We start from the raw sequence: 24,997 nt of genomic DNA, 5'->3' as shown, positions 1-24,997 counted from the left end.
TACACGTATCAAAACGCTGATACGGGGAGGTAGTTGCTCCCGGACAGGTAGGTTCCTGCCATGGCCACAGGCAAAGAGGTAGAGGACCCGGAGTCGAGCTTCGCGGCCGTGCTGCTGGGCGCGGCGAGGCTGCCGGGCGTGCGCATCAACAGGGACGCGTACCTGCGCAAGGCGCTGTCCCGCTACTGCTCCGAGGACGAGATCCGCGCAGCGATCGCGGGGACACCCGCGGCGGCGGGTATCCCTCTCGACGTCCTGGAGAAAGCGGCCGATGACTCCATCAGGTACGAGACCGCGAAGGTCAGCGCGCTCTCCGCGGCTGCCGGACTGCCCGGGCTGATCTTCCTCCCCGCCACCGTGCCCACCGACATGGCGCAGTACTTCGGTCACATGCTGCGCATCTCGCAGAAGCTCGCCTACCTCTACAGCTGGCCGGACCTGCTGTCCGGCGACAGCGATGACCTCGACGACGCGACCATGGGGGTGCTCACGCTCTTCCTGGGCGTGATGTTCGGCACCCAGTCGGCGAACACGGCCGTGGGCAAGGTCGCGGGGATGATGTCGAAGGAGGTCGCCCGAAAGCTGCCCCAGAAGGCGCTCACCAAGGGCGTCATATACCCGGTGGTGAAAAAGGTCGCGAGTTACCTCGGTGTCCAGCTGACCAAGCAGACCTTCGCGAGAAGCGTCTCGAAGGCGATCCCTGTCGTCGGCGCCGTCGTCTCCGGCGGGCTCACTTTCGCGACCTACCGCCCCATGGCCAGGAAGCTGAAGAGGCACTTGTCCAGTCTGGAGCTGACGAAGCCGGCCCACCGGGTCGTGACGGTGGAAGTCGTCGAAGACCGCGAGCCCTTCGTCATGGAGTACGTCGAGCGGCCCGACACGGGTGACACGGCGTCGTGAGCCCCTGCCGGTGACGGCGGGCTTCCTTTCCCCGGCGTTGAACCAAAACTGACGCGAGCTTTCCGCTCTCAGCTTGTAGTTGCAATGAATGTGCAGAAACCTGGAGGCTGACGCACCTCACGCGCCCGAAAGCTGTGAAAGCGAGGCCCCCGCCCCCATGACCGTCCCTCCCGATCCCCTGCTCACCCGCCCCGACACCGGACGCGCCATATCCTGGCACCGCGTCCGCGCCTCGATGAGCCGTAAGGAGTGGGCGCGGCTCGGCGGGATGGCGGCGTTCATCGTGGCGCTGCATGTGATCGGGTGGTTCACACTCGTGGCGATCGTGGCGCCGGAGCACTACAGCCTGGGGACGAAGACCTTCGGGGTCGGCATCGGCATCACCGCGTACACCCTGGGGATGCGGCACGCCTTCGACGCCGACCACATCGCGGCCATCGACAACACCACCCGCAAGCTGATGAACGAGGGCCGCCGCCCGCTGTCCGTCGGGTTCTGGTTCTCGCTCGGCCACTCCAGCATCGTGTTCGCGCTGGCCTTCCTGCTCTCGCTCGGCGTGAAGGCGCTGGCGGGACCGGTCGAGCACGACGACTCCACGCTGCACAGCGTCACCGGCTGGATCGGCACCACCGTCTCCGGCGTCTTCCTCTACGTCATCGCGATCATCAACCTGCTGATCCTGGCCGGGATCTGGAAGGTCTTCCGGGAGATGCGCGGCGGCCACTTCGACGAGGCCGCGCTGGAGGAGCAGCTCAACAACCGCGGCTTCATGAACCGCCTCCTCGGCCGCCTGATGAAGTCGATCACCAAGCCCTGGCAGATGTACCCGCTCGGCCTGCTCTTCGGCCTCGGCTTCGACACCGCGACCGAGATCGCCCTGCTCGTCCTCGCCGGGTCCGGCGCCGCCTCCGGGCTGCCCTGGTACGCGATCCTGTGCCTGCCGGTGCTGTTCGCGGCGGGCATGTGCCTGCTCGACACCATCGACGGCTCGTTCATGAACTTCGCCTACGGCTGGGCCTTCTCCAAGCCGGTCCGCAAGGTCTACTACAACCTCACGATCACCGGCCTGTCCGTCGCCGTCGCCCTCCTCATCGGCACCGTCGAACTCCTCGGCCTGATCGCCGAGAAGGCCCACCTCCACGGCGCCTTCTGGGACTGGGTCTCCGGCCTGGACCTCAACATCATCGGCTACGTCATCGTCGGCCTGTTCTTCCTCACCTGGATCCTCGCCCTGGTCATCTGGAAGGTCGCCCGCATCGAGGACAAGTGGACGGCGGGCCTGGCTCAGCCGGCCTCCGCCGACTCCGAGTAGCCCGGCCGCAGCGCCGTACCGCCCGCCCGCCAGGCACTGAGCAGCCGCTCCGCCAGCCGGTCCTCCAGGTACGTCGTCGCGCGGATGCCGAACACCACGTCGTCGGCGAGGTGCGGCTCGTGCTCCAGGAGGCCCGCGACCACGTCGTGCCGTACGACCTGCTCGTGCACGGCGTCCGCCTCGACGTGCTCGGTGTAGAACCGCACGGCCGCCGGGCCCGCGCCGACCCGCTCCAGCGCCTGGGCCAGACGGCGGGAGGCGGGGGAGGAGGTCACCTCGACCGTGGCGAAGTGGCCGACGAGCGCCCCGCGCAGCGCGCGGTGCAGCCCGAACAGCGACATCAGGTTCACGGTGGCGAGGGCTTCGGCGGGCGCCGCGTCGAGGTACGCCCCGTACGCGGTGTCCAGGCCGAGGTCCGCCATCAGGTCGGCGAAGAGCTGGGCGTGGATCTCGTCCGCGCGGCCCGCGCCGAACTCGTCGTACTCCACCGCGACCATGGCCGCCTTGGCCCGCCCGCGCAGCCGGGGGATGACCCAGGCGTGCGGGTCGGCCTCCTTGAGGTGGTAGAGCGAGCGCATCGCCGCGTACTCGCGCGCGTGCCCGAGCGTGCCGTGATCGCGCAGGAAGTGCGAGACACCGCCCTCGCCGGTGGGCTCCACCTGGAGTTCGTCCAGCGCGGCTTCCGGGGTGTCGTCGGGGTGCGCGGGCACGTCCGCGCGCAGGGCGTCCAGGAAGCGGGCCTCCAGGCGGGCGCGCAGGGCGAGCAGACCGGCGTCCCACTCCAGGTGCTCGGGTACGTCGGCGAAGCCCTGGTAGTGGAGTTCGTAGAGCGTGTAGAGGGCCAGCTGGAGGTCGTCGCCGTAGGGGGCGGGAAGCGGGGTGGGCACATCCGGTCCCGTGCCGTCGCGCAGAGCGGTGAGCACGGCCGCCGAGAGGGGGCCGCGGGCGGTGGGGAGCGGGGGCGGGCGCAGCCGGGTCGTCGTCATGGCGTGCCCTCTCCGCGCCGCTTGGCGTGGCGGCGGTGGCTGGTGTCGCACCAGGGGTACATCCGGCTGCGGCGGCAGGTGCACACCGCCACCAGGAAGCGGTCGGACACCGACACCCGGCCGCTCTCGTCCACCACCTCGACCGGCCCCTCGATCAGCAGCGGTCCTTCGCGCTGGACGCGGACCCGGACGCGACGGGGGCGCTCAGGCGTGTTCGGCACGGATCACCACCAGCTCCTCGGTCGTCCCCCGCGCCGTCAGACCGCGCTCGCGCAGCCAGGCGAGCCGCGAGCGCAGGACATGGCCGTAGGGCAGTCGGGCGCGGTCCACGACCTCGCCGTACAGCCCCGCCGCCGCGAGACGGGTCAGGGTGTCGTCCACCCCGCACAGATGCGAGTGCACCAGCAGCAGCGTGCCCGCGGGCCGCAGGACCGTCGGCGCGGCCTCGCAGATGCGGTCGATCACCATCCGGCCGTCCGTCCCGGCGTCCCAGGCGCGGGCGGGGCCGCGCGGGGGAGCGGTGACGGGCGCGGGGACGTACGGCGGGTTCGTCACCACCAGGTCGAACCGGCGGCCCGGCACCGCCGACGCCAGGTCACCGTGGCGGACCCGGACGCTCTGGCCGTTCAGGCGCGCGTTCCACCAGGTCGTCAGCACCGCCCGCCAGGAGATGTCCACCGCGGTCACCCGGCCGCCCCGCCGGGCCGCCTCCACGGCGAGCAGCCCGCTGCCGGTGCCGAGGTCCAGGATCTCCGTACGGCCGGGGGCGATGCGTTCGCGGCACATGGCCCGGCGCAGGAGGCCGGTGTCGGCCTGGGGGGAGTAGACACCCCGGGGAACCCAGCAGCGCAGCCGCGCGGGGGCGGTCAGGGTCTGGGCGGTCATGGGGTCACCTCGCGCACGGGGGCCTCCGGGGGAGCGGTCACAGGGGCCGGTGTCGCCGGTCTGGTGGCACCAGGTCGGGTAATTCCGGCATTTCACCTCGTGCGGGTACCCCTGACCTCGGACATCACTCCGCCCGTTCCCCTCACCTCGCGGGCCGCCTCACCGCGCGCCCGCGTGCAGCGACGCCAGCAGCGCGGCCGGATCGGCGTACACCGCGTCCGCGCCCGCCTCCTCCAGGTCCTCGCGCGGGATGCCCCCGCACAGCAGCGCCACGCACCGCACCCCCGCCCCGCTGCCCGCCCGCATGTCCCACACGGTGTCCCCGACGAACACGGCGTTCTCCGCGGACACCCCGGCCAGCTCCAGCGCCTGCTCCACCGGTTCGGCGGCCGGTTTGCCCTCGGACACGTCGTCGGCGCTCGCGGTGGCCTTGATCGCCTCGTCCGCGTCGAGTGCGCGCCGCAGCGCGGACAGCTCCTGGCCGCCCGCCGAGGTGGCGAGCACCACCCGCCAGCCGTCCCCGGCCAGCCGTCGCAGCAGTTCCCCGGCCCCCGGCAGGGGCGCGAGCCGCCCGAAGTACTGGCCGTACAGCGCCTTGTGGGCCGCGCTGAGCGCGTCCGCCTCCTCGCGGGCCGTCTCCTCGCCGAGCAGCCGGGCGACGAGGTCGGCGGACCGCAGCCCGACCGAGCGGTGGATCTCGTGCGTCGGCACCTCGTGCCCGGCCTGGCGGAACGCCTCCCACCAGGTCACCACGTGCAGGGCGTTGGTGTCGACGAGGGTTCCGTCCACGTCGAACACGGCGGCGCGCGGCTCGCCGTCGTCCGGCCGGTCGTCGGGGATGAGCATGGGCGGCACCTCGCGGGGCTCGTAGGGGAGGGGGACGTGCGGACGGGGTGCCGAGTACCCCGGGGACGCCGGATCGTGCGTCGCCCGCGCGTCGTGTCACCCGGGGGAACAGGGGTACGCGGGGGCCGACCGAAGCCCCGGTCCGGCCGTCCGGTCGGTGACGACACGGAGGATTCCATGGCCCTGCGTCCGCTGCCGCGCACGACGCGCCTCGCGTACCGCGTGGCCCGACACGTACCCCGCTCGGCATGGCCCCCTCCCGCACGGCTCGCGTACCGGGCGATCCGGATCGCACCCCACGTGGTCCCGCATGTGCCGGGTACGGCCCGACGGCACCGGCGACACGGCGGTGACCCGCGCGTCTTCGGACCGCGCCCCGCCGAGGCGGAGGAGGCCGCCCGCCACTCCCCGCTGCTCGGCGTCCTGCCCCTGTGGGTGGCACCCGCCGTGGCGGACTGGTGGATACGCCGCCGTACCCCCGTCGACACCCGGGAATCCGCGGTGCACGCGCTGAGGGTGGCCGAGGCCGGGGTGCCGCTGGTCCTCGGACTGGTCGCGCGGATCAACCCCCTGGTGCTCACGGTGATGACCGGCGCCGCCGCCCTCCACTGCGCCACAGCCGCCTACGACGCCTCCCCGGACGACCGCGCGGTCCGTCCCACCGAGCGGTACCTCCACACCCTCCTGAACACGCTCCCCCTCACCACCCTCATCCTCACCGCCTCCCACCACCCCGACCAGCTCCGCGCCACCCTCCACGGCGGCCCGGGCCCCCACGACTGGCACCTGCAGCCCAAGAAACCCCCGCTCCCGACCCCGTACCTACTGGCCCTCGGCGCGACCATCACGGCAGGCGTCGTCCTGCCGTACACCGAGGAACTGCGCCGCAGCCGACGAGCCTCCCGAGAGGCCCGCGAGAAGTGACCCGCCCGGGGCCGACAGGCGTCAGGCCGGCGCCTGGAGCACCGCGAACACCGCCCCCTCCGGGTCCGCCACGGTCGCCACGCGCCCCCGTGTGCCCGGGCGGGCCGGTTCCAGGACCCGGCCGCCGAGGGTCGTCAGCTGGGCGACGGTCCGGGGCACGTCCGTGACGCGGAAGTGGGTGAGCCAGTGGGCGCCGCGGTCGCGGGGGACCGTGCGGCCCGCGCCGTGCAGGGCGGCCACCGGGTGGCCGTGGGCGAGCAGGGTGACGTGGTCGGGCGGGGCCGGGTCCTGGGCGTAGCCGCACACCGTCTCGTAGAACTTGACGACGCGTTCGGTCTCGTAGGTGATCAGCTCGGTCCAGACCGGCAGGCCGTGGCGGTCCTCGCCCGGCGCCGACGCGGGGCCGGTGTCCTCGCGGAGGCCGAAGACCGCGCCCGCCGGGTCCGCCGCGACCGCCGTGCGGCCCTCGCCGGGACTGTCGAGCGGCCCGACGGCCACCGTGCCGCCGCACAGGCGGATCTGACCGGCCGCCAGGTCCACGTCGGGCGCGGTGAAGAACGGCGTCCAGGCGGCCGGAAGCTGACGGTCGGGCGGCGATTGGCCGATACCCGCCACCTCCTGCCCGTCCAGCAGGGCCCGCGTCCGGCGCCCGGGGCCCGGCTCGAACTCCCAGCCGAACAGCGCCCCGTAGAACTCCTCGGCGGCGGCCGGCCGGTGTGTCAGCAGGCTCACCCGCCAGGGTGCGCCGGGCGCACGGGACGCCCGGGGTACCGCCGCCTGCTGTGCCTGGGTCATCCGCCACTCTCCCTCCGGCCCCGCACGGGGGCCGCGTCGCGTCCGCTCACCCGGAAGGGGCGCGCGTCACCCGAAGGGGGCGCACGCCAGGGCGGAACCGGTGTCGGGTGTGCCGTACGTGCCCGGTGTCCCGTACGGAGGAAAGGCCGTCCTCCCGCGCACGCGCCCGGCGCACGATGTGTGCCCGGTCGCGTACGCCCCGTGATCGTGTCCGTCCGGCCGAGCAGAGTAGCCGTCCCTGGACGCCGGGGCTACCCCTGGCGTATGGATGGACCCCATGACAGTCATCATTTCCCCGTCCGAGCTGGCCCAGGAGCTGTCCGGGCAGGCACCCCCCGTGCTGCTGGACGTCCGCTGGCAGCTCTCCGCGGCCAAGGCGGCGGGGGCGCCCCCCTTCGACGGGCGGGCCGAGTACGCGGCCGGGCACATCCCCGGCGCGGTCTACGTCGACCTGGACCGCGAACTGGCCTCCACCCCCGGCGAGAAGGGCCGCCATCCCCTGCCCGACCTGGAGGTCTTCGGCGCGGCCGTGCGCCGTGCGGGAGTGACTGCCGGGCGGCCCGTCGTGGTCTACGACGGCGGCCAGGGCTGGGCGGCGGCGCGGGCCTGGTGGCTGCTGCGCTGGACGGGTCACCCGGACGTGAGGGTCCTCGACGGCGGGTTGACGGCCTGGGACGGTCCGCTGTCCACCGATCAACCCGCCCCGGCGGAGGGCGACTTCGAGCCGTCTCCCGGCGCGACCGGCGTCCTGGACGCGGACGGCGCTGCCGAACTCGCGGGCGTCGGCGTCCTGCTGGACGCGCGGGCGGGGGAGCGGTACCGGGGCGAGACCGAGCCCATCGACCGCGTCGGCGGCCACATCCCGGGCGCGCTGTCGGCGCCGACGACGGAGAACGTGGGCCCCGACGGCCGCTTCCTGCCCGCCGCCGACCTGCGCGACCGCTTCAAGGCACTGGGCGTCTCCGACGAGGCCCGCGTGGGCGTCTACTGCGGCTCGGGCGTCTCCGGCGCGCACGAGGTGCTGGCCCTCGCGGTCGCGGGCATCCCGGCGGAGCTGTACGTCGGCTCCTGGTCGGAGTGGTCCGCCGATCCGACCCGCCCGGTCGCGGTGGGCCCTGACCCCCGCTAGGGACACGACAGAACGAGCACGCGGAAGCGGGGGCGCGCTGAACACGCCCCCGCGATACGCCTATTCGCACAAACGGTCGTACAACCCGTTTGCTCTCGCCGCTACTCCTGCTTCTTGCGCCGCGTACCGAAGACGATCTCGTCCCAGCTCGGCACGGCGGCCCGGCGTCCGGGGCGTACCCCGTCGGCCTCGGCCTGGCGGTCGGTGGCGCCCACCAGCCGGTCGCGGTGGCTGCCGACCGAGCGGGGCATGAGCACGTCCGCATAGGCGGACCCGGCCGACGCGGCGGGCGCCGGGGGCTCCTCCGCCTCGGGCTCCTCGGGGGGCTCCTCGTCGGTCTCGGGCGGGCGCTCCGGCACCACCAGATCGCCCCGGAAGCTCGGCACGGCCTCCAACAGGCTGGTCAGCGAGTCCCGTTCACCGGCGGTGGTCTCCTCGGCGGGCTCGGACGCCTGCGCGGGCAGGCTCGGCCGGTCGCGGTCGCCCCGCTCCAGGGCCCGGTCCATCGTGCGGTCGCGCGGCAGCCGGGCGATGCGCGGCACGAACGGGAAGCTCGGCTCCGCCGAGGCGAGGTCGTCGGACTCCCCGATCAGCGAGCGCGCCTCGTCGTCCACGGCCTGGACCAGGCGGCGCGGCGGGTCGTAGGTCCAGCTCGCGGTGTGCGTCTCACCGGCGACCCGGTAGACGAGCAGCACCTCCCAGGTGCCGTCGTCGCGGCGCCAGGAGTCCCACTGCACGGTGTCCTTCTCGGCGCCGCGCAGCAACAGCCGTTCCTGGACGGCCTCGCCGAGGGGCGGGCCCGAGTTCTCGCCGGGGCGGCGGACGGAGGTCTTGCGGGCGCGCTCGGCCATGAAGGCGCGCTCGGCGAGGACGGGGCCCTCGAAGCGCCGGACCCGGTCGACGGGGATACCGGCGAGCTGGGCGACCTCTTCCGCGGTGGCACCTGCTCGTATCCGCGCCTGGATGTCACGGGGGCGGAGGTGGCTCTCCACCTCGATCTCGATCTGGCCGAGCCGGGGACGGTCGCCGCGCACGGCGGCGCGCAGCCGCTCGTCGATCGGAAGGGTGTACTCCGTCGCGTCGGCAGCCTTGAGCACCAGCCGTGTGCCGTCATTCGAGACGGCCACGACACGCAGTTCGGGCATGGGGACCTCCCGGGTGGTGCCTGCCGACGTCACGTGCGTCGCTGCTTCCGCTAGTCGAGTGTGGCCTGCCCGGGTGCAGCCTGCCACAACCTTGCCGAGTTGCCCGGCGTGTCGGGCTCGGACCCGAGTTCGCCGTTATGGCACGGTTACCTGTTCGCAACGCTAAGTGACGAACTCCATCACCCTGTGCAAGTAGCCCCCTCCCGGCGGTCCTGCCAGGCCCCGGACACCCTGGTGGGAGACCGGACCCAGGGCTCGCAACAGTACTCCATTCGGACCACGCGCGTGGATTGACGCGCCGCCCGAATTCCGGCGAGGGGCGCGTCTCGGCCGCGCGCGAGTCGGTCTGATCAGTCATCAACGTGGTGAACTTCACGCAATCGCCAGAAACGGAACTAAAGGTTTCGCCCATACGTCCCTCTCTCGTGCAAACCGCCGGTCAAGACCGGTCACGTAGGGGAAAGGCAGGCAGGTTCCGGGTATGGGTGAGAAGCCCGAGACGGGTCGCAAGCGGGTCGACCTGAGCGTGCCCCAGGTGGCGGGCAGCGCGCTGGCCGCCGTCGTGGCGGCCAAGCTGGCCTCGTACTTCGGGGTGTACGGCACGATCCTCGGCGCGGGGGTGGTGAGTGTCGTCGCCACCTGCGGCGGCTCCGTCTTCCAGCAGGTCTTCCGGCGCACCGGCGAGCAGTTGCGCGAGGTCAAGACGAACGGCCGCCCGAGGCCGCAGACGGCCGGTGAAGCAGCGGCCGTACCGGGGCAGTTCGGTACGGGGACCGTCTACCGCGCGCGGGTGAAGAGCTGGAAGCGCCCGCTCGTCGCGGCGGCGCTCGTCTTCGGCGTGACCATGGCCGGTATCACCGTCTACGAACTGGTCTCCGGCAGCAGCTTCAGCGGCGGCAAGGGCACCACGGTCAGCGACGCGGTCGGCGGCCGGAACGCCTCCCACCACAAGTCCCCGGCCCCCACGCCCTCCTGGACCCCGTCCACCGGGACGGACCCGGCCTCCCCGGACGAGACCGCACCTTCGGGTGACGGCGGTACGACGGGTTCGGCGACGCCCGAGCCGAGCCGGAGCCCGGACCGGCAGCGGAAGCAGGACACCGAGTCCAGCCCGCAGGAGACCACCCCGGCCCCGACGACGGACGCCCCGACCGCGAGCCCTACTCCCCGAGAATCCGCCGGGAGTAGTCGTTCTGGAACAGTCGTTCCGGATCAAGGCGGTTCCGCAGCGCCCTGAATTCCCCGAACCGCGGATACACCCGATCGAAGTACTCCGCGTCACGGGTGTGCACCTTCCCCCAATGGGGTCGCCCCTCGTGCGCGGTGAAGATCCGCTCGGCCGCGCTGAAGTAGGCGTGGTACGGCGTGCCCCGGTACATGTGCACCGCGATGTACGCGCTGTCCCGGCCCGAGGCGGTGGAGAGCGTGATGTCGTCGGCCGGGGCGGTGCGCACCTCGACCGGGAAGCTGACCCGCAGCCCCGACCGCTCGACGACCGCTTTCAGTTCACGGAGCGTGTCGCCCAGGGCCGCGCGCGGCACCGCGTACTCCATCTCGACGAACCGCACCCGGCGCGGCGAGGTGAACACCTTGTACGGGATGTCGGTGTACGACCGCGCGGACAGCGCCCTGCTGGAGATGCGGGCGATGGCAGGGACGCTCGCGGGCGCGGCGCGGCCGACCCACTGGGCCACCTGGAAGACGCCGTTGGACAGGAACTCGTCCTCGAACCAGCCGACCGGCTGCCCCACCGGACGCGCCGGGCCCGCGCTGCGGTTGTTGCGCTTGGTGTTGGTGCTGTCGGTGTGCGGGAACCAGTAGAACTCGAAGTGCTCGTTCTCCGCCCACAGTTGGTCGAACTCCGCCAGCACCCGGTCCAGCGGCATCGGCTCCTCGCGCGCGTGCAGCAGGAACAGCGGCTCCACGGCGAAGGTGACGGCCGTGACGATCCCGAGGGCGCCGAGCCCGATCCGGGCCGCCGCGAAGACCTCGGGGTTCTCCTCCCGTGAGCAGGTGAGCACCGAGCCGTCGGCGGTGACCAGTTCGAGCGCGGTGATCTGCGCCGCGATCGAGCCCGACTCGCGGCCCGTGCCGTGGGTGCCGGTGCTGACCGCCCCGGCCACGGTCTGCTCCATGATGTCGCCCATGTTGGCCAGCGACAGGCCCTCGCGCGCCAGGGCCGCGTTGAGCCGCTTGAGCGGGGTGCCCGCCTCGACCGTGACGGTCATCGCCGTACGGTCGATCTCCCGGATACCGGCCAGCAGTTCGGGCCGTATCTGCACCCCGTCGGTCGCGGCTATGGAGGTGAACGAGTGCCCCGTACCGACCGGCTTGACCCGCAGCCCCTCCTCGGCGGCCTTGCGTACCTCGGCCGCCAGCTCCGCCACCGAGGCCGGAGTCACCTGCCGGGCCGGACGGGCGGTCACATTGCCGCCCCAGTTACGCCACGTGCCGTGCTTCCCGCTCGCCGTGCTGCTCAACGGTGCCTCCCCGACCCGCGGCCGGCCTGCTCAGCCGGCGGTACCCGAGGAACCCGACCGCGACCGCGGCGGCCCCGGCGGCGGCCGGAACCCCGTACCCGGCCCGTGCCCCGGCGGCGTCGATCGCCCAGCCGGCCGCGGACGAGCCGAGCGCGACACCGACGGCGAGGCCGGTACCCACCCAGGTCATCCCCTCGGTGAGGTTCGCGCGAGGTACGTGCTCTTCGATGAGGGACATCGTCGTGATCATCGTCGGTGCGACGGACAGTCCCGCAACGAACAGCGCCACGGCCAGGAGCGGCAGGTTCCCGACCAGTAGGAGGGGGATCATACTCACGGCCATCGCCGCCAGGCCCAGCAGCCACCGGCGTTCGGGCCGCCCGGCGAACCGCAGCAGGCCGAAGACCAGCCCGGCCGAGCAGGAACCGGCCGCGTACACGGCGAGCACCACGCTCGCCGCGCCCTTGTGCCCGCGCTCCTCGGCGAAGGCCACGGTCGCCACGTCCACCGCGCCGAAGATCGTGCCCGTCGCCGTGAAGGCGGCCACCAGCACCTGGAGCCCCTTCGAGCGCAGCACGCTGCCGCCGACGTGGTTCTCGTCGCGCGGGTGCGGCACCGGCTCGGTGGCCCGCTGGGCGGTCAGCCAGAAGACACCGATCGCCAGGAAGACGGCCGCGAACAGCGGGCCCGCCTCCGGGAACCAGGCCGTGGACAGGCCCACCGAGACGATCGGGCCGACGATGAAGCACACCTCGTCGACGACCGACTCGAACGAGTACGCCGTGTGCAGCTTCGGGGTGCCCCCGTACAGCGCCGCCCAGCGGGCCCGGACCATCGCGCCGAGGCTCGGCACCGAGCCGATCGCGGCGGAGAACACGAACAGCGTCCAGTCCGGCCAGCGGAAGTGCGCGGCCAGCAGCAGTCCGGCACCGGCGGCCAGCGCGACCAGGGTGGCCGGGCGCAGCACCCTGCGCTGCCCGTACCGGTCCACCAGACGGGATATCTGCGGCCCGAACACGGCGGCGGACAGCGCGATGGTGGCCGTGAGCGCGCCCGCGAGGCCGTAGCGCCCGGTGAGCTGCGAGACCATCGTGATCACGCCGATGCCCATCATGGACAGCGGCATCCGGCCGACGAAACCGGCGGCGGAGAAGCGCTTGGTGCCCGGTTCGGTGAACAGGGCGCGGTAGGGGCTGGGCACGGCGGTCTCCGTTGTCCGGGCGGTCCTGCGGGGTGCGGACGGTCGCGCTGCACGGCTGTAAGGCGTGAAAGGGGCGCATACAGCTTACGAGTTAGGTAACCCTAACGCACCAGGTCAGCGGGGGACACGTGGCGGTGGGCGGTGAGCGGACCCGGGCCGTTTTCCGGCTGTCGGTGCCGGGTGGCAGGATCGGAGACATGCCAGACGCGCTCGATGTCCCCCCGCCGGACGCCGGTCCCTACGACGCCCTCCTCCTGCTCTCCTTCGGCGGCCCCGAGGGCCCCGACGACGTGGTCCCGTTCCTGGAGAACGTCACGCGCGGGCGGGGCATCCCCCGGGAACGCCTCAAGGAGGTCGGGCAGCACTACTTCCTGTTCGGCGGCGTCAGCCCGATCAACGAGCAGAACCGCGCGCTGCTCGACGCCCTGCGCAAGGACTTCGCCGAGCACGGCCTGGACCTGCCGGTCTACTGGGGCAACCGCAACTGGCAGCCGTATCTGACCGACACCCTGCGCGAGATGACCGCCGACGGCCGCCGCCGCGTCCTGGTGCTGGCCACCAGCGCCTACGCGTCGTACTCCGGCTGCCGCCAGTACCGCGAGAACCTGGCCGACGCGCTCGCCACGCTGGAGGCCGAGGGCCTGGAGGTGCCGAGGGTCGACAAGCTGCGGCACTACTTCAACCACCCCGGCTTCGTCGAGCCCATGACCGAGGGCGTGCTGCGGGCGCTCGCCGACCTCCCCGAGGAGGTCCGCGACGGTGCCCACATCGCCTTCACCACGCACTCCATCCCGCTCACGGCCGCCGACACCTCGGGCCCGGTCGAGGGCCACGGGGACGGCGGCGCCTATGTCCGCCAGCACCTGGAGGTGGCCGGGCTGATCGCCGACGCGGTCCGCGAGCGCACCGGTGTCGACCACCCCTGGCAGCTCGTCTACCAGTCCCGCTCCGGCGCCCCGCACATCCCCTGGCTGGAGCCGGACATCTGCGACCACTTGGAGGAGCGGCACGCGGCCGGTGTCCCCGCCGTCGTCATGGCGCCCATCGGCTTCGTCTCCGACCACATGGAGGTCCTCTACGACCTCGACACGGAGGCCACCGCCAAGGCCGCGGAGCTGGGCCTGCCGGTGCGCCGCTCGGCCACGGTCGGCGCCGACCCGCGCTTCGCCGCCGCCGTGCGCGAGCTGATCGAGGAGCGCGCCGCCACCGAGCGCGGCGAGCGGGTCACCCCGTGCGCCCTCGGCTCCCTCGGCGCGAGCCACGACCTCTGTCCCGTCGGCTGCTGCCCGGCCCGCGCCCCGCGCCCGGCCGCCGCCGGTGCCGACAGCCCCTACGCGTGAGGAGCCACGTGACGACCCCGCACTCCGACCTGCCCGACGACCAGCTCGCCGACTTGCTCGACGACCTGCTCGGCCTGGCCCTGGAGGCCGCCCGCCGCGCCGGTGAGCTGCTGCGCGACGGCCGCCCGGCCGACCTCGCCGTGGCCAGGACCAAGTCCAGCCCCATCGACGTCGTCACCGAGATGGACATCGCGGCGGAGAAGCTGATCACCGACCTGATCTCCGCGCGCCGCCCCGACGACGGCTTCCTCGGCGAGGAGGGCGCCGTCTCCGAGGGCACCAGCGGGGTCCGCTGGGTGATCGACCCGCTCGACGGCACGGTGAACTACCTCTACGGGCTGCCGACCTGGGCGGTGTCCATCGCCGCCGAGCTGCATGGTGAGACCGTCGTCGGCGTCGTCGCGGCCCCGCTGCGCGGCGAGACGTACCACGCGGTGCGCGGCGGCGGCGCCTTCGCCACTGGCGCCTGGGCGGGCGAGCGGGCGCTGGCCTGCCGTCCGGCCGCCCCGCTGGACCAGGCGCTCGTCGCGACCGGCTTCAACTACGTCACCGAGGTCCGCGCCCACCAGGCCCAGGTGGCCGCCCGGGTGCTCCCGCTGGTCCGGGACATCCGGCGGGGCGGCTCGGCGGCGATCGAGCTGTGCGACGTGGCTTCCGGGCGACTGGACGGCTACTGGGAGCGCGGGCTCAACCCCTGGGACTACGCGGCCGGTGCCCTCATCGCCCGTGAGGCGGGTGCGGTGACCGGTGGACGCCCCGGAGAGCCCGAGTCACCCGCCCTGACGTTCGCGGCCACCCCGGCCGTCTTCGAGGCGCTTCAGCCGCTGCTCGAGGACTTCGGAGCCTGGCACGACTGAGCGGTACCGCCACGCGAGTGGGCCCCGGCGGAGAGATCCGCCGGGGCCCACTCGCGTGGCGGTACCGCTCAGGGCTGTGACACGGCGACTTCCACACCGTGCTCGGCCGCGAGACGGCGCAGGTCGTCCAGCTCTCCCTGCTCCACCTCGGCGAGGAAGTCGTCGCCCTCGTCACGAGCCCGCGACAGGTCGGACTCGGTCGTCTTTATGCGCTGCAGAAGTCCTGCGGTGAAAGCGTCCATGCTGCGCCCCCTCGTCCTGGGTCGTGGGTCGGTGGCACGGGGGTGTGCCGGTCGGGAAGGGGCGATCACGTGGCCCGCGGATGCCCGGCACAGCCCTGCCGGGCGGCTGCGGTGCCGGACACCCGCGCCCGCTCCGCCGGGGCTGATCGCGGAGTGACCGCATGGTGCCTCGGCACATGCGGAGCGTGATCGCGGGGTGTAAAGCCGTCCTCCCCCCGCTGTTCGCCCGGGAAACCTCCGACGCCGCAGAAAATCCCGCTTTCTCGCCCTCCGACCGCCGTACCTGCGGCGACCGTCCTCGGCTTACCGCCGACTTATGGCCGAAAAGGGCAGGATGGAGGGCACAATCCCACGGACATCCCTCCGCCCGACCGCGCCCCGGCGCGCCGTGGGCGGACCTGAGGAAGGACAAGCGACGTGCGCGTACTCGTCGTCGAGGACGAGCAGCTGCTCGCCGATGCGGTGGCCACCGGACTGCGCCGGGAGGCCATGGCCGTCGACGTCGTGTACGACGGTGCGGCCGCCCTGGAGCGCATCGGCGTCAACGACTACGACGTGGTCGTCCTCGACCGCGACCTCCCCCTCGTGCACGGCGACGACGTCTGCCGCCGGATCGTGGAGCTGGGCATCGCCACCCGCGTGCTCATGCTCACCGCCTCCGGCGACGTCAGCGACCGCGTCGAGGGCCTGGAGATCGGCGCCGACGACTATCTGCCCAAGCCCTTCGCCTTCAGTGAGCTGATCGCGCGCGTGCGCGCGCTCGGCCGCCGTACGAGCGTGCCCCTGCCGCCCGTCCTGGAGCGCGCCGGGATCAAGCTCGACCCCAACCGCCGCGAGGTCTTCCGCGACGGCCGCGAGGTCCAGCTCGCCCCGAAGGAGTTCGCCGTCCTGGAGGTGCTGATGCGCAGCGAGGGCGCGGTCGTCTCGGCCGAGCAACTGCTGGAGAAGGCCTGGGACGAGAACACCGACCCGTTCACCAACGTGGTCCGGGTGACCGTGATGACGCTGCGCCGCAAACTCGGCGAGCCTCCCGTGATCGTCACCGTGCCCGGCTCCGGCTACCGGATCTGATCCGCCATGGCCGCCACCCCCGCGCCGCCCCAGGCGCCCCCGAAGCCCACCTGGGATCCCCGCCGCCCCCAGCCGCCCTTCCCGTGGCTGCGCCCGACCATCCGCATACGGCTGACCCTGCTGTACGGCGGCATGTTCCTGATCGCGGGCATCCTGCTGCTGTCGATCATCTATCTGCTGGCCGCGCAGGCGATCAGCTCCGGTAACCAGCCGCTGTTCAAGATCGTCAGCTTCCAGGCGCTCAAGGTCTCCAGCGACAACTGCCAGGCGATCAACACCAGCAGCCTCTCGCTCCAGGACTTCAACGACGCGATCAGCCAGTGCGTCGACCATCAGCGCCAGGTCGCCCTGGACGAACTGCTCAGCCGCTCGCTGCTCGCCCTGCTCGGCCTCGCCGTGATCGCCTTCGCCTTCGGCTACGCCATGGCGGGCCGCGTGCTGTCCCCGCTCGGCCGGATCACCCGCACCGCGCGCCAGGTGGCCGGCTCGGACCTGTCCCGCCGGATCGAGCTGGACGGCCCCGACGACGAGCTGAAGGAGCTGGCCGACACCTTCGACGACATGCTGGAGCGGCTGCAACGGGCCTTCACCGCCCAGCAGCGCTTCGTCGGCAACGCCTCCCACGAACTGCGCACCCCGCTGGCGATCAACCGCACCCTCCTTGAGGTCCACCTCTCGGACCCGAATGCGCCCGTGGAGCTGCAGCAGCTCGGCAAGACCCTGCTCGCCACCAACGAACGCAGCGAGCAGCTGGTCGAGGGCCTGCTGCTGCTCGCCCGCAGCGACAACCAGATCGTCGAGCGCGGGCCCGTGGACCTCGCGGAGGTCGCCGGGCAGGCCGTCGACCAGGTGCGCGCCGAGGCGGACGCCAAGGGCGTGGAGATCCGCGGCGAGTGCAAGCGCGCGGTGGTGCTCGGCAACGGCGTGCTCCTGGAGCGCATCGCGCTGAACCTCGTACAGAACGCGGTGCGCTACAACGTGCCCGAGGACGGGTGGGTCGAGGTCACCACGGACACCGAGCACAACCAGGCGGTGCTGACCGTGTCCAACACCGGGCCGGTGGTCCCGGCGTACGAGGTGGACAACCTCTTCGAGCCCTTCCGGCGGCTGCGCACCGAGCGCACGGGCAGCGACAAGGGGGTGGGGCTCGGCCTGTCCATCGTCCGGTCCGTGGCCCGCGCGCACGGCGGTCATATCGTGGCCCGGCCGCGCGAGGGCGGGGGGCTGGTGATGCGCGTCACCCTGCCGCTGTGAGCGGGCCTCCGGCGCGCCCGGAGAATGTTCGCTTCGCGCGGAATTTTCCACCACCCTGCCGGGGTTGTCCCTGTGTGATCAATCACATGTGTGGATTTCCGGCCATGTACTGAACGTGATCAAGAAGTGGGCCACAAAGCCGGGAAAGTCCGGGTTTTCAGCCCTCCTGATCACGGGAAGTACACGATGAGGCGCCTTTGAGGTGCGGCATTCGAACCGTGTACGGTCCTCACCGCCATCCAAGCCGATCACTCTTGAGGAATCGGGTTGGGTGTCGATTGAGTAACAGACCTTGATGTGAGGCAAAATCTCCGCCTCAGGTCGGGCACAAGTCCGGCCTCTCACGCGTTACGTGCGCTGAAGACACCGCAGACACCCAGAGGGGGAGAGCGACCATGGCAACCGATTACGACACTCCACGCAAGACCGACGACGACGTCGACTCGGACAGTCTCGAAGAGCTGAAGGCCCGGCGGAACGACAAGTCCACCTCCGCGGTGGACGTCGACGAGTTCGAGGCCGCCGAAGGCCTCGAGCTTCCCGGCGCCGACCTCTCCAACGAGGAGCTGGCCGTCCGTGTGCTGCCCAAGCAGCAGGACGAGTTCACCTGCATGAGCTGCTTCCTCGTCCACCACCGCAGCCAGCTGGCCCGCGAGAAGAACGGCCAGCCGATCTGCCGCGACTGCGACTGAGGACGGGTCGGCCGTGACTGGCTCGACCCCTCCGCGGAAGCGCCGTTTCCGGTTCCCGGGAGCGGACAAAGGGCCGTTCGGCGGCTCGCACGGCACGCGTGACCACGAGCGGGGCTCACCGGAAGCGGGAGCCTCGCTCGAACCACCGGCGGAGCACCACGCTCCGCGGGCCGGGACGGGGGAGTCCGCCGGTCCAGACGCACCGGTCCGGCACCCACGGGCCGCGGCGATCCGTGGCAGGGCCCGTCAGCTGGCGCGCGAAGGCGCACGCCGGGGCGGCGGCCACGCCCGCGCGGGCATCGCCTACGTCGCGGACCGCGTCATCGACATCGCCCCCCGCGTCCCCGTACGCGACCTCGCGACGCTGCGCAGGCAGTTCCCGGGCCTCGATCCCGAGCAGCTCGCGGACAAGCTCGTGGCGGGAGCCGCGAAAGCCACCTCCACCGTCGGCGCCGGAATCGGAGCGGCGGCCATGCTGCCCGTACCGCCCGCCCTGCCGACCGAACTCGCCGCGGAGATCACCGCGGTCGCCGCGATCGAGCTGAAGCTCATCGCCGAACTCCACGAGGTCTACGGACAGCGCGCCCCCGGCGGCCTCGGCGCCCGCAGCACCGCGTATCTCGGCTCCTGGTCCGGAGAGCGCGGCATCGACGTGATGAAGCCGTCGACCATCGACGCGGCCCTGGGCGGCCGTATGAAACGCGAACTGCGCCAGCAGATCATGAAGCGCATGGTCCGCAACCTGCCCAACCTGACGCCCTTCATGGTGGGCGCGGCCGTCGGCGCGGTGATGAACCGCCGCGACACCAGAAAGCTCGCCGAACGCGTCCGGGCCGATCTGCGCAAGGTCCAGGTCCCCTGGGCCGAACTGGCCGCGCAGCCCCCGCTGGACCAGCCCGAACACCCCGTGCGGATCAAGGAGATCGCCGAGGACCCCGAGGGCCCCGAAAACCCGGCAAGCCCGAAGAGCTGACCTCAGGCCGCGGCCGAGGTGTCCTTCGCCGCCTCGATGGCCGCCGCCAGCCGCTCCGGCTCCCGCGTCGACAGATACAGGTACGGCGTCGGGTCCTCCGGGTCGGTGACCTCCACGCGCAGCGCGGTCGGGATGTAGGCGCGCAGCAGCAGGAACGCGCGCGTGTCCGCCTTGTAGGTCCGCCAGGCGCGCGCCTCCTCGGCGTCCAGCACCTCGGCGGCGCCCAGTGCGGACACCGGGATCTTCGCCTCGCCCGCGATCAGCGCGTCGCCCACGACCCGGATGCGCTGCGAGCCGTACGCGCTCGCCATGACCGCCGCCACGGCGGTGCCCCCGACCAGCCCGCCGAGCAGCGGCAGCGTGCCGAAGGGGAGCAGGATCAGGGCGAAGGAGACACCCACGAGGAAGCTGATCAGCCACCACGAGCGGGGGGCGGTCAGACGTTCTTCGTAGGGGGTGGCGGCAAGCTGCATGGAGCCAAGCTTGGCACGCCGGTGGCGGGTGCCGGGCGGCCGGGTAAGGTCTGCGCCTGTGAGTGGTAGTTCCCCAGCCCTTGAGCCGCCCGCCGACGCGGTGCGCCCCGTCCGTCATCCCGACGCGCCCGCCCCCGGGCAGCCGCTGGGCACCCACTACGAACACTGTTTCGGATGCGGGCCCGGGCAGCCGCACGGGCTGCACCTGGACGCCCGCGCGGGCGACGGTGTCTCGCTGACCGCCGAGTTCACCGTCAAGGCCGCCCACCAGGGCGCCCCCGGCCTCGCGCACGGCGGGGTGCTCGCCACCGCCCTGGACGAGACGCTGGGCTCGCTGAACTGGCTGCTGCGGACCATCGCCGTCACCGGCAGACTGGAGACGGACTTCGTACGGCCCGTCCCCGTGGGCACCACGCTCCATCTGGAGGCCGAGGTCACCGCCGTCGCCGGACGGAAGATCTACTCCACCGCCACCGGCCGTCTCGGCGGCCCCGAGGGGCCCGTCGCCGTCCGTGCCGACGCCCTCTTCATCGAGGTCAAGGTCGACCACTTCACCGACCACGGCCGCGAGGAGGAGATCCGGGCCGCCATGAGCGACCCGGACCAGATCCGCCGTACCCGCGCCTTCGAGGTGAACCCGTGAACGCCGACCGGACCGCCCCGCTGGACGTCCGCATCCGCCGGATCGACCCCGACGTCCCCCTCCCGGCGTACGAGCACCCCGGGGACGCCGGAGCCGACCTGCGCACCACCGAGCCTTGCGAACTGAGCCCCGGTGAGCGGGCCGTCCTGCCCACCGGCATCGCCATCGCGCTCCCGGAGGGGTACGCCGCGTTCGTGCACCCCCGTTCGGGCCTGGCCGCCCGCTGCGGTGTGGCGCTCGTGAACGCCCCCGGGACGGTGGATGCCGGGTACCGTGGAGAGATCAAGGTGATCGTGGTGAATCTCGATCCGCGCGAGACCGTGCGGTTCGAACGCTTCGACCGGATTGCCCAACTGGTCGTCCAGCAGGTCGAGAGGGTCCGCTTCCAGGAGGTCGCGGAACTTCCCGGCTCGGCACGCGCCGAGGGGGGCTTCGGGTCCACCGGGGGTCACGCCTCGGTGGACGGCGGAAGCGGCACAGACGGTCGGACCGCCGAGGGCGGTCCGGCGGGTGGGAATCGATACGCTTCGGTCGTATCCGACCGGGAAGGACAGTGACGTGTTCGGACGTCGCAACAAGAAGGGTGCCGCCGAGGGCGCGGCCGGCGAGGCCGAGCAGGTCGTCGACACCGTCGGCACCGAGGCGGACGGAGAGCGTGAGCGCGTGCGTCTCGAGCCCGAGCCGCGGCCCGACGGGCCCTGGGACTCCGCCGAGGTGCGTGACCCGGCCGAGGGCCGTGTCGACCTCGGGGGCCTGTTCGTGCCGGGTGTGGACGGCATGGAGCTGCGCGTCGAGGTCGCCGGCGACGCGATCGTCGCCGCGACCGTCGTCCTGCGGGACAGCGCCATCCAGCTGCAGGCCTTCGCCGCCCCCAAGCGCGAGGGCATCTGGGGCGAGGTCCGCGAGGAGATCGCGGGCGGCATCACCCAGCAGGGCGGCATCATCGACGAGGTCGAGGGCCCGCTCGGCTGGGAGCTGCGCGCGCAGGTCCCGGTCCAGCTGCCCGACGGCACCGGCGGCTTCCAGGTGGTCCGCTTCGTCGGCGTGGACGGCCCGCGCTGGTTCCTGCGCGGTGTGATCTCCGGCCAGGGCGCGGTGCAGCCGCAGGCCGCCGGACTCCTCGAGCAGATCTTCCGGGACACCGTCGTGGTCCGCGGCGAGGGCCCGATGGCCCCGCGCGACCCGATCGTCCTCAAGCTGCCCAACGACGCCCAGATGGTCCCCGAGGGCGTCCAGCAGGAGGAGGGCTCCCGCTTCTCCGGCGGCATGGGCCAGCTCCAGCGCGGCCCGGAGATCACCGAGGTCCGCTGACCCCGGCATCGACGAGCGAGGGGCCGTACTCCCACGGGGGTACGGCCCCTTTCGCGGGTCCAGGTGCCGCGCGGGTCCAGGTCCTCCGCGCGTCAGGGTTGTGTCAAAGCGCCCCGGTCCGGTGGCCCCCCGCCCGCTTTGTCCGCATCGTTGGCCGTAGGGTCGACGCCGGACGGGGAGCGGTTCACCGGAAGACAATGGGGCCATGGGACGCGGCAAGCTTCGGATCTACCTCGGCGCCGCACCGGGCGTGGGCAAGACGTACGCGATGCTCTCCGAGGCGCACCGGCGTGTCGAGCGCGGCACCGACTGCGTCGTGGCCCACGTCGAACACCACGGCAGACCCCGCACCGAGGTGATGCTGCACGGCCTGGAACGCGTCCCGGGCCGGGAGCTGGAACACCGGGGCGCTCTCTTCACCGAGATGGATGTCGACGCCGTATTGCGCCGGGCTCCTGCCGTCGCCCTCGTGGACGAACTGGCCCACACCAATGTGCCCGGCTCGCGGAATGCCAAGCGGTGGCAGGACGTGGAGGAGCTGCTGGCGGCCGGGATCGATGTGGTTTCCACGGTGAACATCCAGCATCTGGAGTCGCTGGGTGATGTGGTGGAGTCGATCACGGGGGTGCGTCAGCGTGAGACGGTGCCGGACGAGGTGGTGCGGCGGGCCGATCAGATCGAGCTGGTCGACATGTCGCCGCAGGCGCTGCGCCGTCGTATGGCGCACGGGAACGTCTATCAGCCGGACAAGGTCGACGCGGCGCTGTCGAACTACTTCCGGCCCGGCAACCTCACCGCCCTGCGGGAGCTGGCGCTGTTGTGGGTGGCCGATCGGGTCGACGAGTATCTGAATGAGTACCGCAGTGCGCATGAGGTCTCCCGGATCTGGGGTTCGCGGGAGCGCATCGTGGTCGGGCTGACCGGTGGTCCGGAGGGCCGCACGTTGATCCGGCGGGCTGCCCGGCTGGCGGAGAAGGGTGCGGGCGGCGAGGTGCTGGCGGTCTACATAGCCCGCAGCGACGGTCTCACCGCCGCCTCCCCGAAGGAACTCGCTCTCCAGCGCACCCTGGTGGAGGATCTGGGCGGCACCTTCCACCATGTGGTCGGTGACGACATACCCGCCGCCCTGCTGGACTTCGCACGCGGCGTCAACGCCACCCAGATCGTGCTCGGCTCCTCGCGCCGCAAGACCTGGCAGTACGTCTTCGGACCCGGCGTCGGTGCCACGGTCGCCCGCGAGTCGGGCCCCGACCTGGACGTCCACATCGTCACCCACGAGGCGGTCGCCCAGGGCCGTGGCCTGCCCGTCGCCCGGGGTGCCCGGCTCGGGCGGGGCCGGATCGTCTGGGGCTGGCTGGTGGGCGTCGGCGGCCCGGCGGCCCTCGCGCTGCTGCTCAACAGCGTGGACCTCGGCCTCGCCAACGACATGCTGCTCTTCCTGGCCCTCACGGTCGCCGCGGCCCTGCTCGGCGGACTGATGCCCGCGCTTGCCTCGGCGGCCATCGGGTCCTTCCTGCTGAACTACTTCTACACACCGCCCCTGCACCGGCTGACCGTCGCCGACCCGAAGAACATCGTCGCCATCGCGATCTTCTTCGGCGTCGGGATGTCCGTCGCCTCCGTGGTGGACCTCGCCGCCCGGCGCACCCACCAGGCCGCCCGGCTGCGCGCCGAGTCGGAGATCCTGTCCTTCCTCGCGGGCAACGTCCTGCGCGGCGAGACCGGCCTCGAAGAACTCCTGGAGCGGGTCCGGGAGACCTTCGCCATGGAGTCCGCCGCCCTGCTGGAGCGGGCCAGCGACGTCGACCCCTGGACCTGCCAGGGCCGCGCCGGCGTCGGACCGCCGCTGGAGCGCCCGGAGGACGCCGACGTGGACATGCCGGTCGGGGACCACATGGCGCTCGCGCTCACCGGCCGGGTGCTGCCCGCCGAGGACCGCCGGGTGCTCGCCGCCTTCGCCGCCCAGGCCGCCGTCGTCCTGGACCGGCGCCGCCTCCAGGCCGAGGCCGAGCAGGCCCGCACCCTCGCCGAGGGCAACCGCATCCGCACCGCCCTGCTCGCCGCCGTCAGCCACGACCTGCGCACCCCGCTGGCCGGGATCAAGGCCGCCGTCTCCTCGCTCCGCTCCGACGACGTGGCCTGGTCCGAGGAGGACCGCGCCGAACTCCTCGAAGGCATCGAGGAGGGCGCCGACCGGCTCGACCACCTCGTCGGCAACCTCCTGGACATGTCCCGCCTCCAGACCGGCACCGTCACCCCGCTGATCCGCGAGATCGACGTGGACGAGGTGGTCCCGATGGCGCTGGTCGGGGTGCCCGAGGACAGCGTCGCGCTGGACGTGCCCGAGACGCTGCCCATGGTCGCCGTCGACCCCGGCCTGCTGGAGCGCTCGGTGGCCAACCTGGTCGAGAACGCCGTCAAGTACAGTCCCCCCGGCCGCCGCGTCCTGGTCGCCGCCAGCGCGCTGGACGAGCGGGTGGAGGTGCGCGTGGTGGACCGGGGGCCCGGCGTGCCCGACGAGGCCAAGGACCGCATCTTCGAGCCCTTCCAGCGCCACGGCGACGCCCCGCGCGGCGCCGGGGTCGGCCTCGGTCTCGCCGTCGCCCGGGGCTTCACCGAGGCCATGGGCGGCACGCTGGTCGCCGAGGACACCCCAGGCGGCGGGCTGACCATGGTGCTGAGCCTGCGCGCGGCGGGGCGGGGCGCCCAGGAACGCGACGCCGACGAGCGCGCCACGCAGGACGGTGGCGACACCACGGAACGAGAAAGGCAGGCCCTATGACCAGGGTGCTGGTGGTCGACGACGAACCGCAGATCGTGCGGGCCCTCGTGATCAACCTCAAGGCGCGTCAGTACGAGGTGGACTCCGCCGCCGACGGCAGGACCGCCCTCGAACTCGCCGCCTCCCGCCACCCCGACGTGGTCGTCCTCGACCTGGGCCTGCCCGACATGGACGGCGTCGAGGTCATCCGCGGCCTGCGCGGCTGGACCCGGGTGCCCGTCCTGGTCCTCTCCGCCCGCCACTCCTCCGACGAGAAGGTCGAAGCGCTCGACGCGGGCGCCGACGACTACGTCACCAAGCCCTTCGGCATGGACGAACTGCTCGCCCGGCTGCGGGCCGCCGTACGCCGGGCCGAACCCGTCGGCGCGGGCGAGGACGACGTGACCACCGTGGAGACCGAGGGCTTCACCGTCGACCTGGCCGCCAAGAAGGTCAACCGCGCGGGCAAGGACGTACGCCTCACCCCCACCGAGTGGCACCTCCTGGAGGTCCTGGTCCGCAACACGGGCCGCCTCGTCGGACAGAAGCAGCTGCTGCGCGAGGTGTGGGGACCGTCGTACGGCACCGAGACCAACTATCTGCGCGTCTACATGGCCCAGCTGCGCCGCAAGCTGGAGGCCGACCCGGCGCACCCCCGCCACTTCATCACCGAGCCGGGGATGGGGTACCGCTTCGAGAAGTGACCGGTGCGGTGCGGGACATGGGAGGTGCGGGTGGGACGTGAGGTGCGGGGGAGGCGGGGGCGCCACGAGTACG

The 24,997-nt window shown here is 72.5% G+C and carries 26 protein-coding genes; 16 read left to right on the top strand and 10 right to left on the bottom strand.

Going from position 1 to position 24,997, the window contains the following annotated elements; genetic code table 11:
• The first annotated feature begins 60 nt into the window (after positions 1–60).
• Both B079_RS0118485 and B079_RS0118480 read left to right on the top strand, forming a co-directional pair.
• On the top strand, positions 61–900 hold the full coding sequence (locus tag B079_RS0118485) for a hypothetical protein (protein ID WP_018547331.1): 840 nt from the start codon (positions 61–63) through the stop codon (positions 898–900).
• Between the two features lie 157 nt (positions 901–1,057).
• On the top strand, positions 1,058–2,212 hold the full coding sequence (locus B079_RS0118480) for a HoxN/HupN/NixA family nickel/cobalt transporter (protein ID WP_018547330.1): 1,155 nt from the start codon (positions 1,058–1,060) through the stop codon (positions 2,210–2,212).
• On the opposite strand, the gene B079_RS0118475 is transcribed toward B079_RS0118480, so the two are convergent.
• The 4 genes from B079_RS0118475 to B079_RS0118460 form a co-directional block, all read right to left on the bottom strand.
• Positions 2,185–3,198, bottom strand: a complete 1,014-nt coding sequence (locus B079_RS0118475; RefSeq protein WP_018547329.1) for an iron-containing redox enzyme family protein — start codon at positions 3,196–3,198, stop codon at positions 2,185–2,187. The two genes, B079_RS0118480 and B079_RS0118475, sit on opposite strands and share 28 nt — an antisense overlap.
• The gene (locus tag B079_RS0118470) at positions 3,195–3,419 is read right to left on the bottom strand and encodes a CDGSH iron-sulfur domain-containing protein (protein WP_018547328.1); all 225 of its coding nucleotides are present in this window, start codon (positions 3,417–3,419) and stop codon (positions 3,195–3,197) included. Before B079_RS0118470 ends, B079_RS0118475 begins: the two co-directional genes overlap by 4 nt.
• Positions 3,403–4,083, bottom strand: a complete 681-nt coding sequence (locus B079_RS0118465; RefSeq protein ID WP_018547327.1) for a HemK2/MTQ2 family protein methyltransferase — start codon at positions 4,081–4,083, stop codon at positions 3,403–3,405. Before B079_RS0118465 ends, B079_RS0118470 begins: the two co-directional genes overlap by 17 nt.
• Positions 4,084–4,242: 159 nt before the next feature.
• Complete coding sequence (locus tag B079_RS0118460) at positions 4,243–4,929, bottom strand: HAD family hydrolase (protein WP_018547326.1); 687 nt, start codon at positions 4,927–4,929, stop codon at positions 4,243–4,245.
• A gap of 177 nt (positions 4,930–5,106) precedes the next feature.
• Here B079_RS0118460 and B079_RS0118455 point away from each other — a divergent pair, with 177 nt between their 5' ends.
• Entirely contained in the window at positions 5,107–5,853 is a 747-nt protein-coding gene (locus B079_RS0118455; protein WP_018547325.1) for a hypothetical protein, read from the top strand.
• A gap of 21 nt (positions 5,854–5,874) precedes the next feature.
• On the opposite strand, the gene B079_RS0118450 is transcribed toward B079_RS0118455, so the two are convergent.
• Positions 5,875–6,648, bottom strand: a complete 774-nt coding sequence (locus B079_RS0118450) for a VOC family protein (RefSeq protein ID WP_018547324.1) — start codon at positions 6,646–6,648, stop codon at positions 5,875–5,877.
• Between the two features lie 277 nt (positions 6,649–6,925).
• Between B079_RS0118450 and B079_RS0118445 the strand changes: the two genes are divergently transcribed.
• Positions 6,926–7,777: a sulfurtransferase gene (locus B079_RS0118445; protein ID WP_018547323.1), complete on the top strand. Its 852-nt coding sequence runs from the start codon at positions 6,926–6,928 to the stop codon at positions 7,775–7,777.
• Positions 7,778–7,878: 101 nt separating this feature from the next.
• Here B079_RS0118445 and sepH read toward each other — a convergent pair whose 3' ends face one another.
• Positions 7,879–8,922 carry a septation protein SepH gene (gene sepH / locus B079_RS0118440; protein WP_018547322.1) on the bottom strand — a complete coding sequence of 348 codons (1,044 nt, stop codon included), beginning with the start codon at positions 8,920–8,922 and terminating at the stop codon, positions 7,879–7,881.
• A 481-nt stretch (positions 8,923–9,403) separates the two neighbouring features.
• Here sepH and B079_RS0118435 point away from each other — a divergent pair, with 481 nt between their 5' ends.
• Entirely contained in the window at positions 9,404–10,159 is a 756-nt protein-coding gene (locus tag B079_RS0118435; RefSeq protein WP_018547321.1) for a hypothetical protein, read from the top strand.
• Here the strand turns inward: B079_RS0118435 and B079_RS0118430 are convergent.
• Positions 10,083–11,402, bottom strand: a complete 1,320-nt coding sequence (locus B079_RS0118430) for a D-arabinono-1,4-lactone oxidase (protein WP_026248832.1) — start codon at positions 11,400–11,402, stop codon at positions 10,083–10,085. The genes B079_RS0118435 and B079_RS0118430 overlap by 77 nt on opposite strands.
• Positions 11,362–12,603, bottom strand: coding sequence for an MFS transporter (locus B079_RS0118425; RefSeq protein ID WP_018547319.1), 1,242 nt, complete (start codon positions 12,601–12,603; stop codon positions 11,362–11,364). The genes B079_RS0118430 and B079_RS0118425 overlap by 41 nt, the downstream gene beginning before the upstream one ends.
• 197 nt (positions 12,604–12,800) lie before the next feature.
• Here B079_RS0118425 and B079_RS0118420 point away from each other — a divergent pair, with 197 nt between their 5' ends.
• Together B079_RS0118420 and B079_RS0118415 are read left to right on the top strand one after the other, a co-directional pair.
• Positions 12,801–13,943, top strand: coding sequence for a ferrochelatase (locus B079_RS0118420; RefSeq protein ID WP_018547318.1), 1,143 nt, complete (start codon positions 12,801–12,803; stop codon positions 13,941–13,943).
• Positions 13,944–13,951: 8 nt separating this feature from the next.
• Positions 13,952–14,800, top strand: a complete 849-nt coding sequence (locus B079_RS0118415) for an inositol monophosphatase family protein (RefSeq protein ID WP_018547317.1) — start codon at positions 13,952–13,954, stop codon at positions 14,798–14,800.
• Positions 14,801–14,868: 68 nt separating this feature from the next.
• Here the strand turns inward: B079_RS0118415 and B079_RS35535 are convergent, their stop codons facing one another.
• Positions 14,869–15,042: a hypothetical protein gene (locus tag B079_RS35535; protein ID WP_018547316.1), complete on the bottom strand. Its 174-nt coding sequence runs from the start codon at positions 15,040–15,042 to the stop codon at positions 14,869–14,871.
• A 417-nt stretch (positions 15,043–15,459) separates the two neighbouring features.
• Between B079_RS35535 and B079_RS0118405 the strand changes: the two genes are divergently transcribed.
• From B079_RS0118405 to B079_RS0118390, 4 genes are all read left to right on the top strand, one after another.
• Positions 15,460–16,113 (top strand): response regulator transcription factor, encoded by a 654-nt coding sequence (locus B079_RS0118405; protein ID WP_018547315.1) that lies wholly within the window; start codon positions 15,460–15,462, stop codon positions 16,111–16,113.
• A 6-nt stretch (positions 16,114–16,119) separates the two neighbouring features.
• Entirely contained in the window at positions 16,120–17,367 is a 1,248-nt protein-coding gene (locus B079_RS0118400; protein ID WP_018547314.1) for a sensor histidine kinase, read from the top strand.
• Positions 17,368–17,762: 395 nt separating this feature from the next.
• Complete coding sequence (locus tag B079_RS0118395) at positions 17,763–18,059, top strand: DUF4193 domain-containing protein (RefSeq protein ID WP_005481602.1); 297 nt, start codon at positions 17,763–17,765, stop codon at positions 18,057–18,059.
• A 13-nt stretch (positions 18,060–18,072) separates the two neighbouring features.
• A complete protein-coding gene (locus tag B079_RS0118390) occupies positions 18,073–19,032 on the top strand; it encodes a hypothetical protein (RefSeq protein WP_018547313.1) in 960 nt (319 codons plus the stop codon).
• 2 nt (positions 19,033–19,034) lie between these two features.
• Here the strand turns inward: B079_RS0118390 and B079_RS0118385 are convergent, their stop codons facing one another.
• Positions 19,035–19,505, bottom strand: coding sequence for a DUF3093 domain-containing protein (locus B079_RS0118385; RefSeq protein WP_018547312.1), 471 nt, complete (start codon positions 19,503–19,505; stop codon positions 19,035–19,037).
• A gap of 58 nt (positions 19,506–19,563) precedes the next feature.
• Between B079_RS0118385 and B079_RS0118380 the strand changes: the two genes are divergently transcribed.
• From B079_RS0118380 to B079_RS0118360, 5 genes are all read left to right on the top strand, one after another.
• On the top strand, positions 19,564–20,148 hold the full coding sequence (locus B079_RS0118380; RefSeq protein WP_026248830.1) for a PaaI family thioesterase: 585 nt from the start codon (positions 19,564–19,566) through the stop codon (positions 20,146–20,148).
• Positions 20,145–20,705 (top strand): dUTP diphosphatase, encoded by a 561-nt coding sequence (gene dut, locus B079_RS0118375; protein ID WP_018547310.1) that lies wholly within the window; start codon positions 20,145–20,147, stop codon positions 20,703–20,705. The genes B079_RS0118380 and dut overlap by 4 nt, the downstream gene beginning before the upstream one ends.
• A gap of 1 nt (position 20,706) precedes the next feature.
• Complete coding sequence (locus B079_RS0118370) at positions 20,707–21,459, top strand: DUF3710 domain-containing protein (RefSeq protein ID WP_018547309.1); 753 nt, start codon at positions 20,707–20,709, stop codon at positions 21,457–21,459.
• 205 nt (positions 21,460–21,664) lie between these two features.
• Positions 21,665–24,241 (top strand): sensor histidine kinase, encoded by a 2,577-nt coding sequence (locus B079_RS0118365; RefSeq protein WP_018547308.1) that lies wholly within the window; start codon positions 21,665–21,667, stop codon positions 24,239–24,241.
• Complete coding sequence (locus B079_RS0118360) at positions 24,238–24,924, top strand: response regulator (protein WP_018547307.1); 687 nt, start codon at positions 24,238–24,240, stop codon at positions 24,922–24,924. The genes B079_RS0118365 and B079_RS0118360 overlap by 4 nt, the downstream gene beginning before the upstream one ends.
• Positions 24,925–24,997 lie beyond the last annotated feature (73 nt).

Origin of the sequence: Streptomyces sp. LaPpAH-108 (assembly GCF_000373625.1) — a bacterium.
Taxonomy (GTDB): domain Bacteria; phylum Actinomycetota; class Actinomycetes; order Streptomycetales; family Streptomycetaceae; genus Streptomyces.
Note: the sequence above shows the minus strand (reverse complement) of the source record. Positions and strands in the feature narration are given on the sequence as shown.

What these genes read in the sequence shown, in the direction of transcription:
- B079_RS0118485 (WP_018547331.1), top strand. Translation starts at nt 61, where the DNA reads ATGGCCACAGGCAAAGAGGTAGAGGACCCGGAGTCGAGCTTCGCGGCC.
- B079_RS0118480 (WP_018547330.1), top strand. Translation starts at nt 1,058, where the DNA reads ATGACCGTCCCTCCCGATCCCCTGCTCACCCGCCCCGACACCGGACGC.
- B079_RS0118475 (WP_018547329.1), bottom strand. Translation starts at nt 3,198, where the DNA reads ATGACGACGACCCGGCTGCGCCCGCCCCCGCTCCCCACCGCCCGCGGC.
- B079_RS0118465 (WP_018547327.1), bottom strand. Translation starts at nt 4,083, where the DNA reads ATGACCGCCCAGACCCTGACCGCCCCCGCGCGGCTGCGCTGCTGGGTT.
- B079_RS0118460 (WP_018547326.1), bottom strand. Translation starts at nt 4,929, where the DNA reads ATGCTCATCCCCGACGACCGGCCGGACGACGGCGAGCCGCGCGCCGCC.
- B079_RS0118455 (WP_018547325.1), top strand. Translation starts at nt 5,107, where the DNA reads ATGGCCCTGCGTCCGCTGCCGCGCACGACGCGCCTCGCGTACCGCGTG.
- B079_RS0118450 (WP_018547324.1), bottom strand. Translation starts at nt 6,648, where the DNA reads ATGACCCAGGCACAGCAGGCGGCGGTACCCCGGGCGTCCCGTGCGCCC.
- B079_RS0118445 (WP_018547323.1), top strand. Translation starts at nt 6,926, where the DNA reads ATGACAGTCATCATTTCCCCGTCCGAGCTGGCCCAGGAGCTGTCCGGG.
- sepH (WP_018547322.1), bottom strand. Translation starts at nt 8,922, where the DNA reads ATGCCCGAACTGCGTGTCGTGGCCGTCTCGAATGACGGCACACGGCTG.
- B079_RS0118435 (WP_018547321.1), top strand. Translation starts at nt 9,404, where the DNA reads ATGGGTGAGAAGCCCGAGACGGGTCGCAAGCGGGTCGACCTGAGCGTG.
- B079_RS0118420 (WP_018547318.1), top strand. Translation starts at nt 12,801, where the DNA reads ATGCCAGACGCGCTCGATGTCCCCCCGCCGGACGCCGGTCCCTACGAC.
- B079_RS35535 (WP_018547316.1), bottom strand. Translation starts at nt 15,042, where the DNA reads ATGGACGCTTTCACCGCAGGACTTCTGCAGCGCATAAAGACGACCGAG.
- B079_RS0118400 (WP_018547314.1), top strand. Translation starts at nt 16,120, where the DNA reads ATGGCCGCCACCCCCGCGCCGCCCCAGGCGCCCCCGAAGCCCACCTGG.
- B079_RS0118395 (WP_005481602.1), top strand. Translation starts at nt 17,763, where the DNA reads ATGGCAACCGATTACGACACTCCACGCAAGACCGACGACGACGTCGAC.
- B079_RS0118385 (WP_018547312.1), bottom strand. Translation starts at nt 19,505, where the DNA reads ATGCAGCTTGCCGCCACCCCCTACGAAGAACGTCTGACCGCCCCCCGC.
- B079_RS0118365 (WP_018547308.1), top strand. Translation starts at nt 21,665, where the DNA reads ATGGGACGCGGCAAGCTTCGGATCTACCTCGGCGCCGCACCGGGCGTG.
- B079_RS0118360 (WP_018547307.1), top strand. Translation starts at nt 24,238, where the DNA reads ATGACCAGGGTGCTGGTGGTCGACGACGAACCGCAGATCGTGCGGGCC.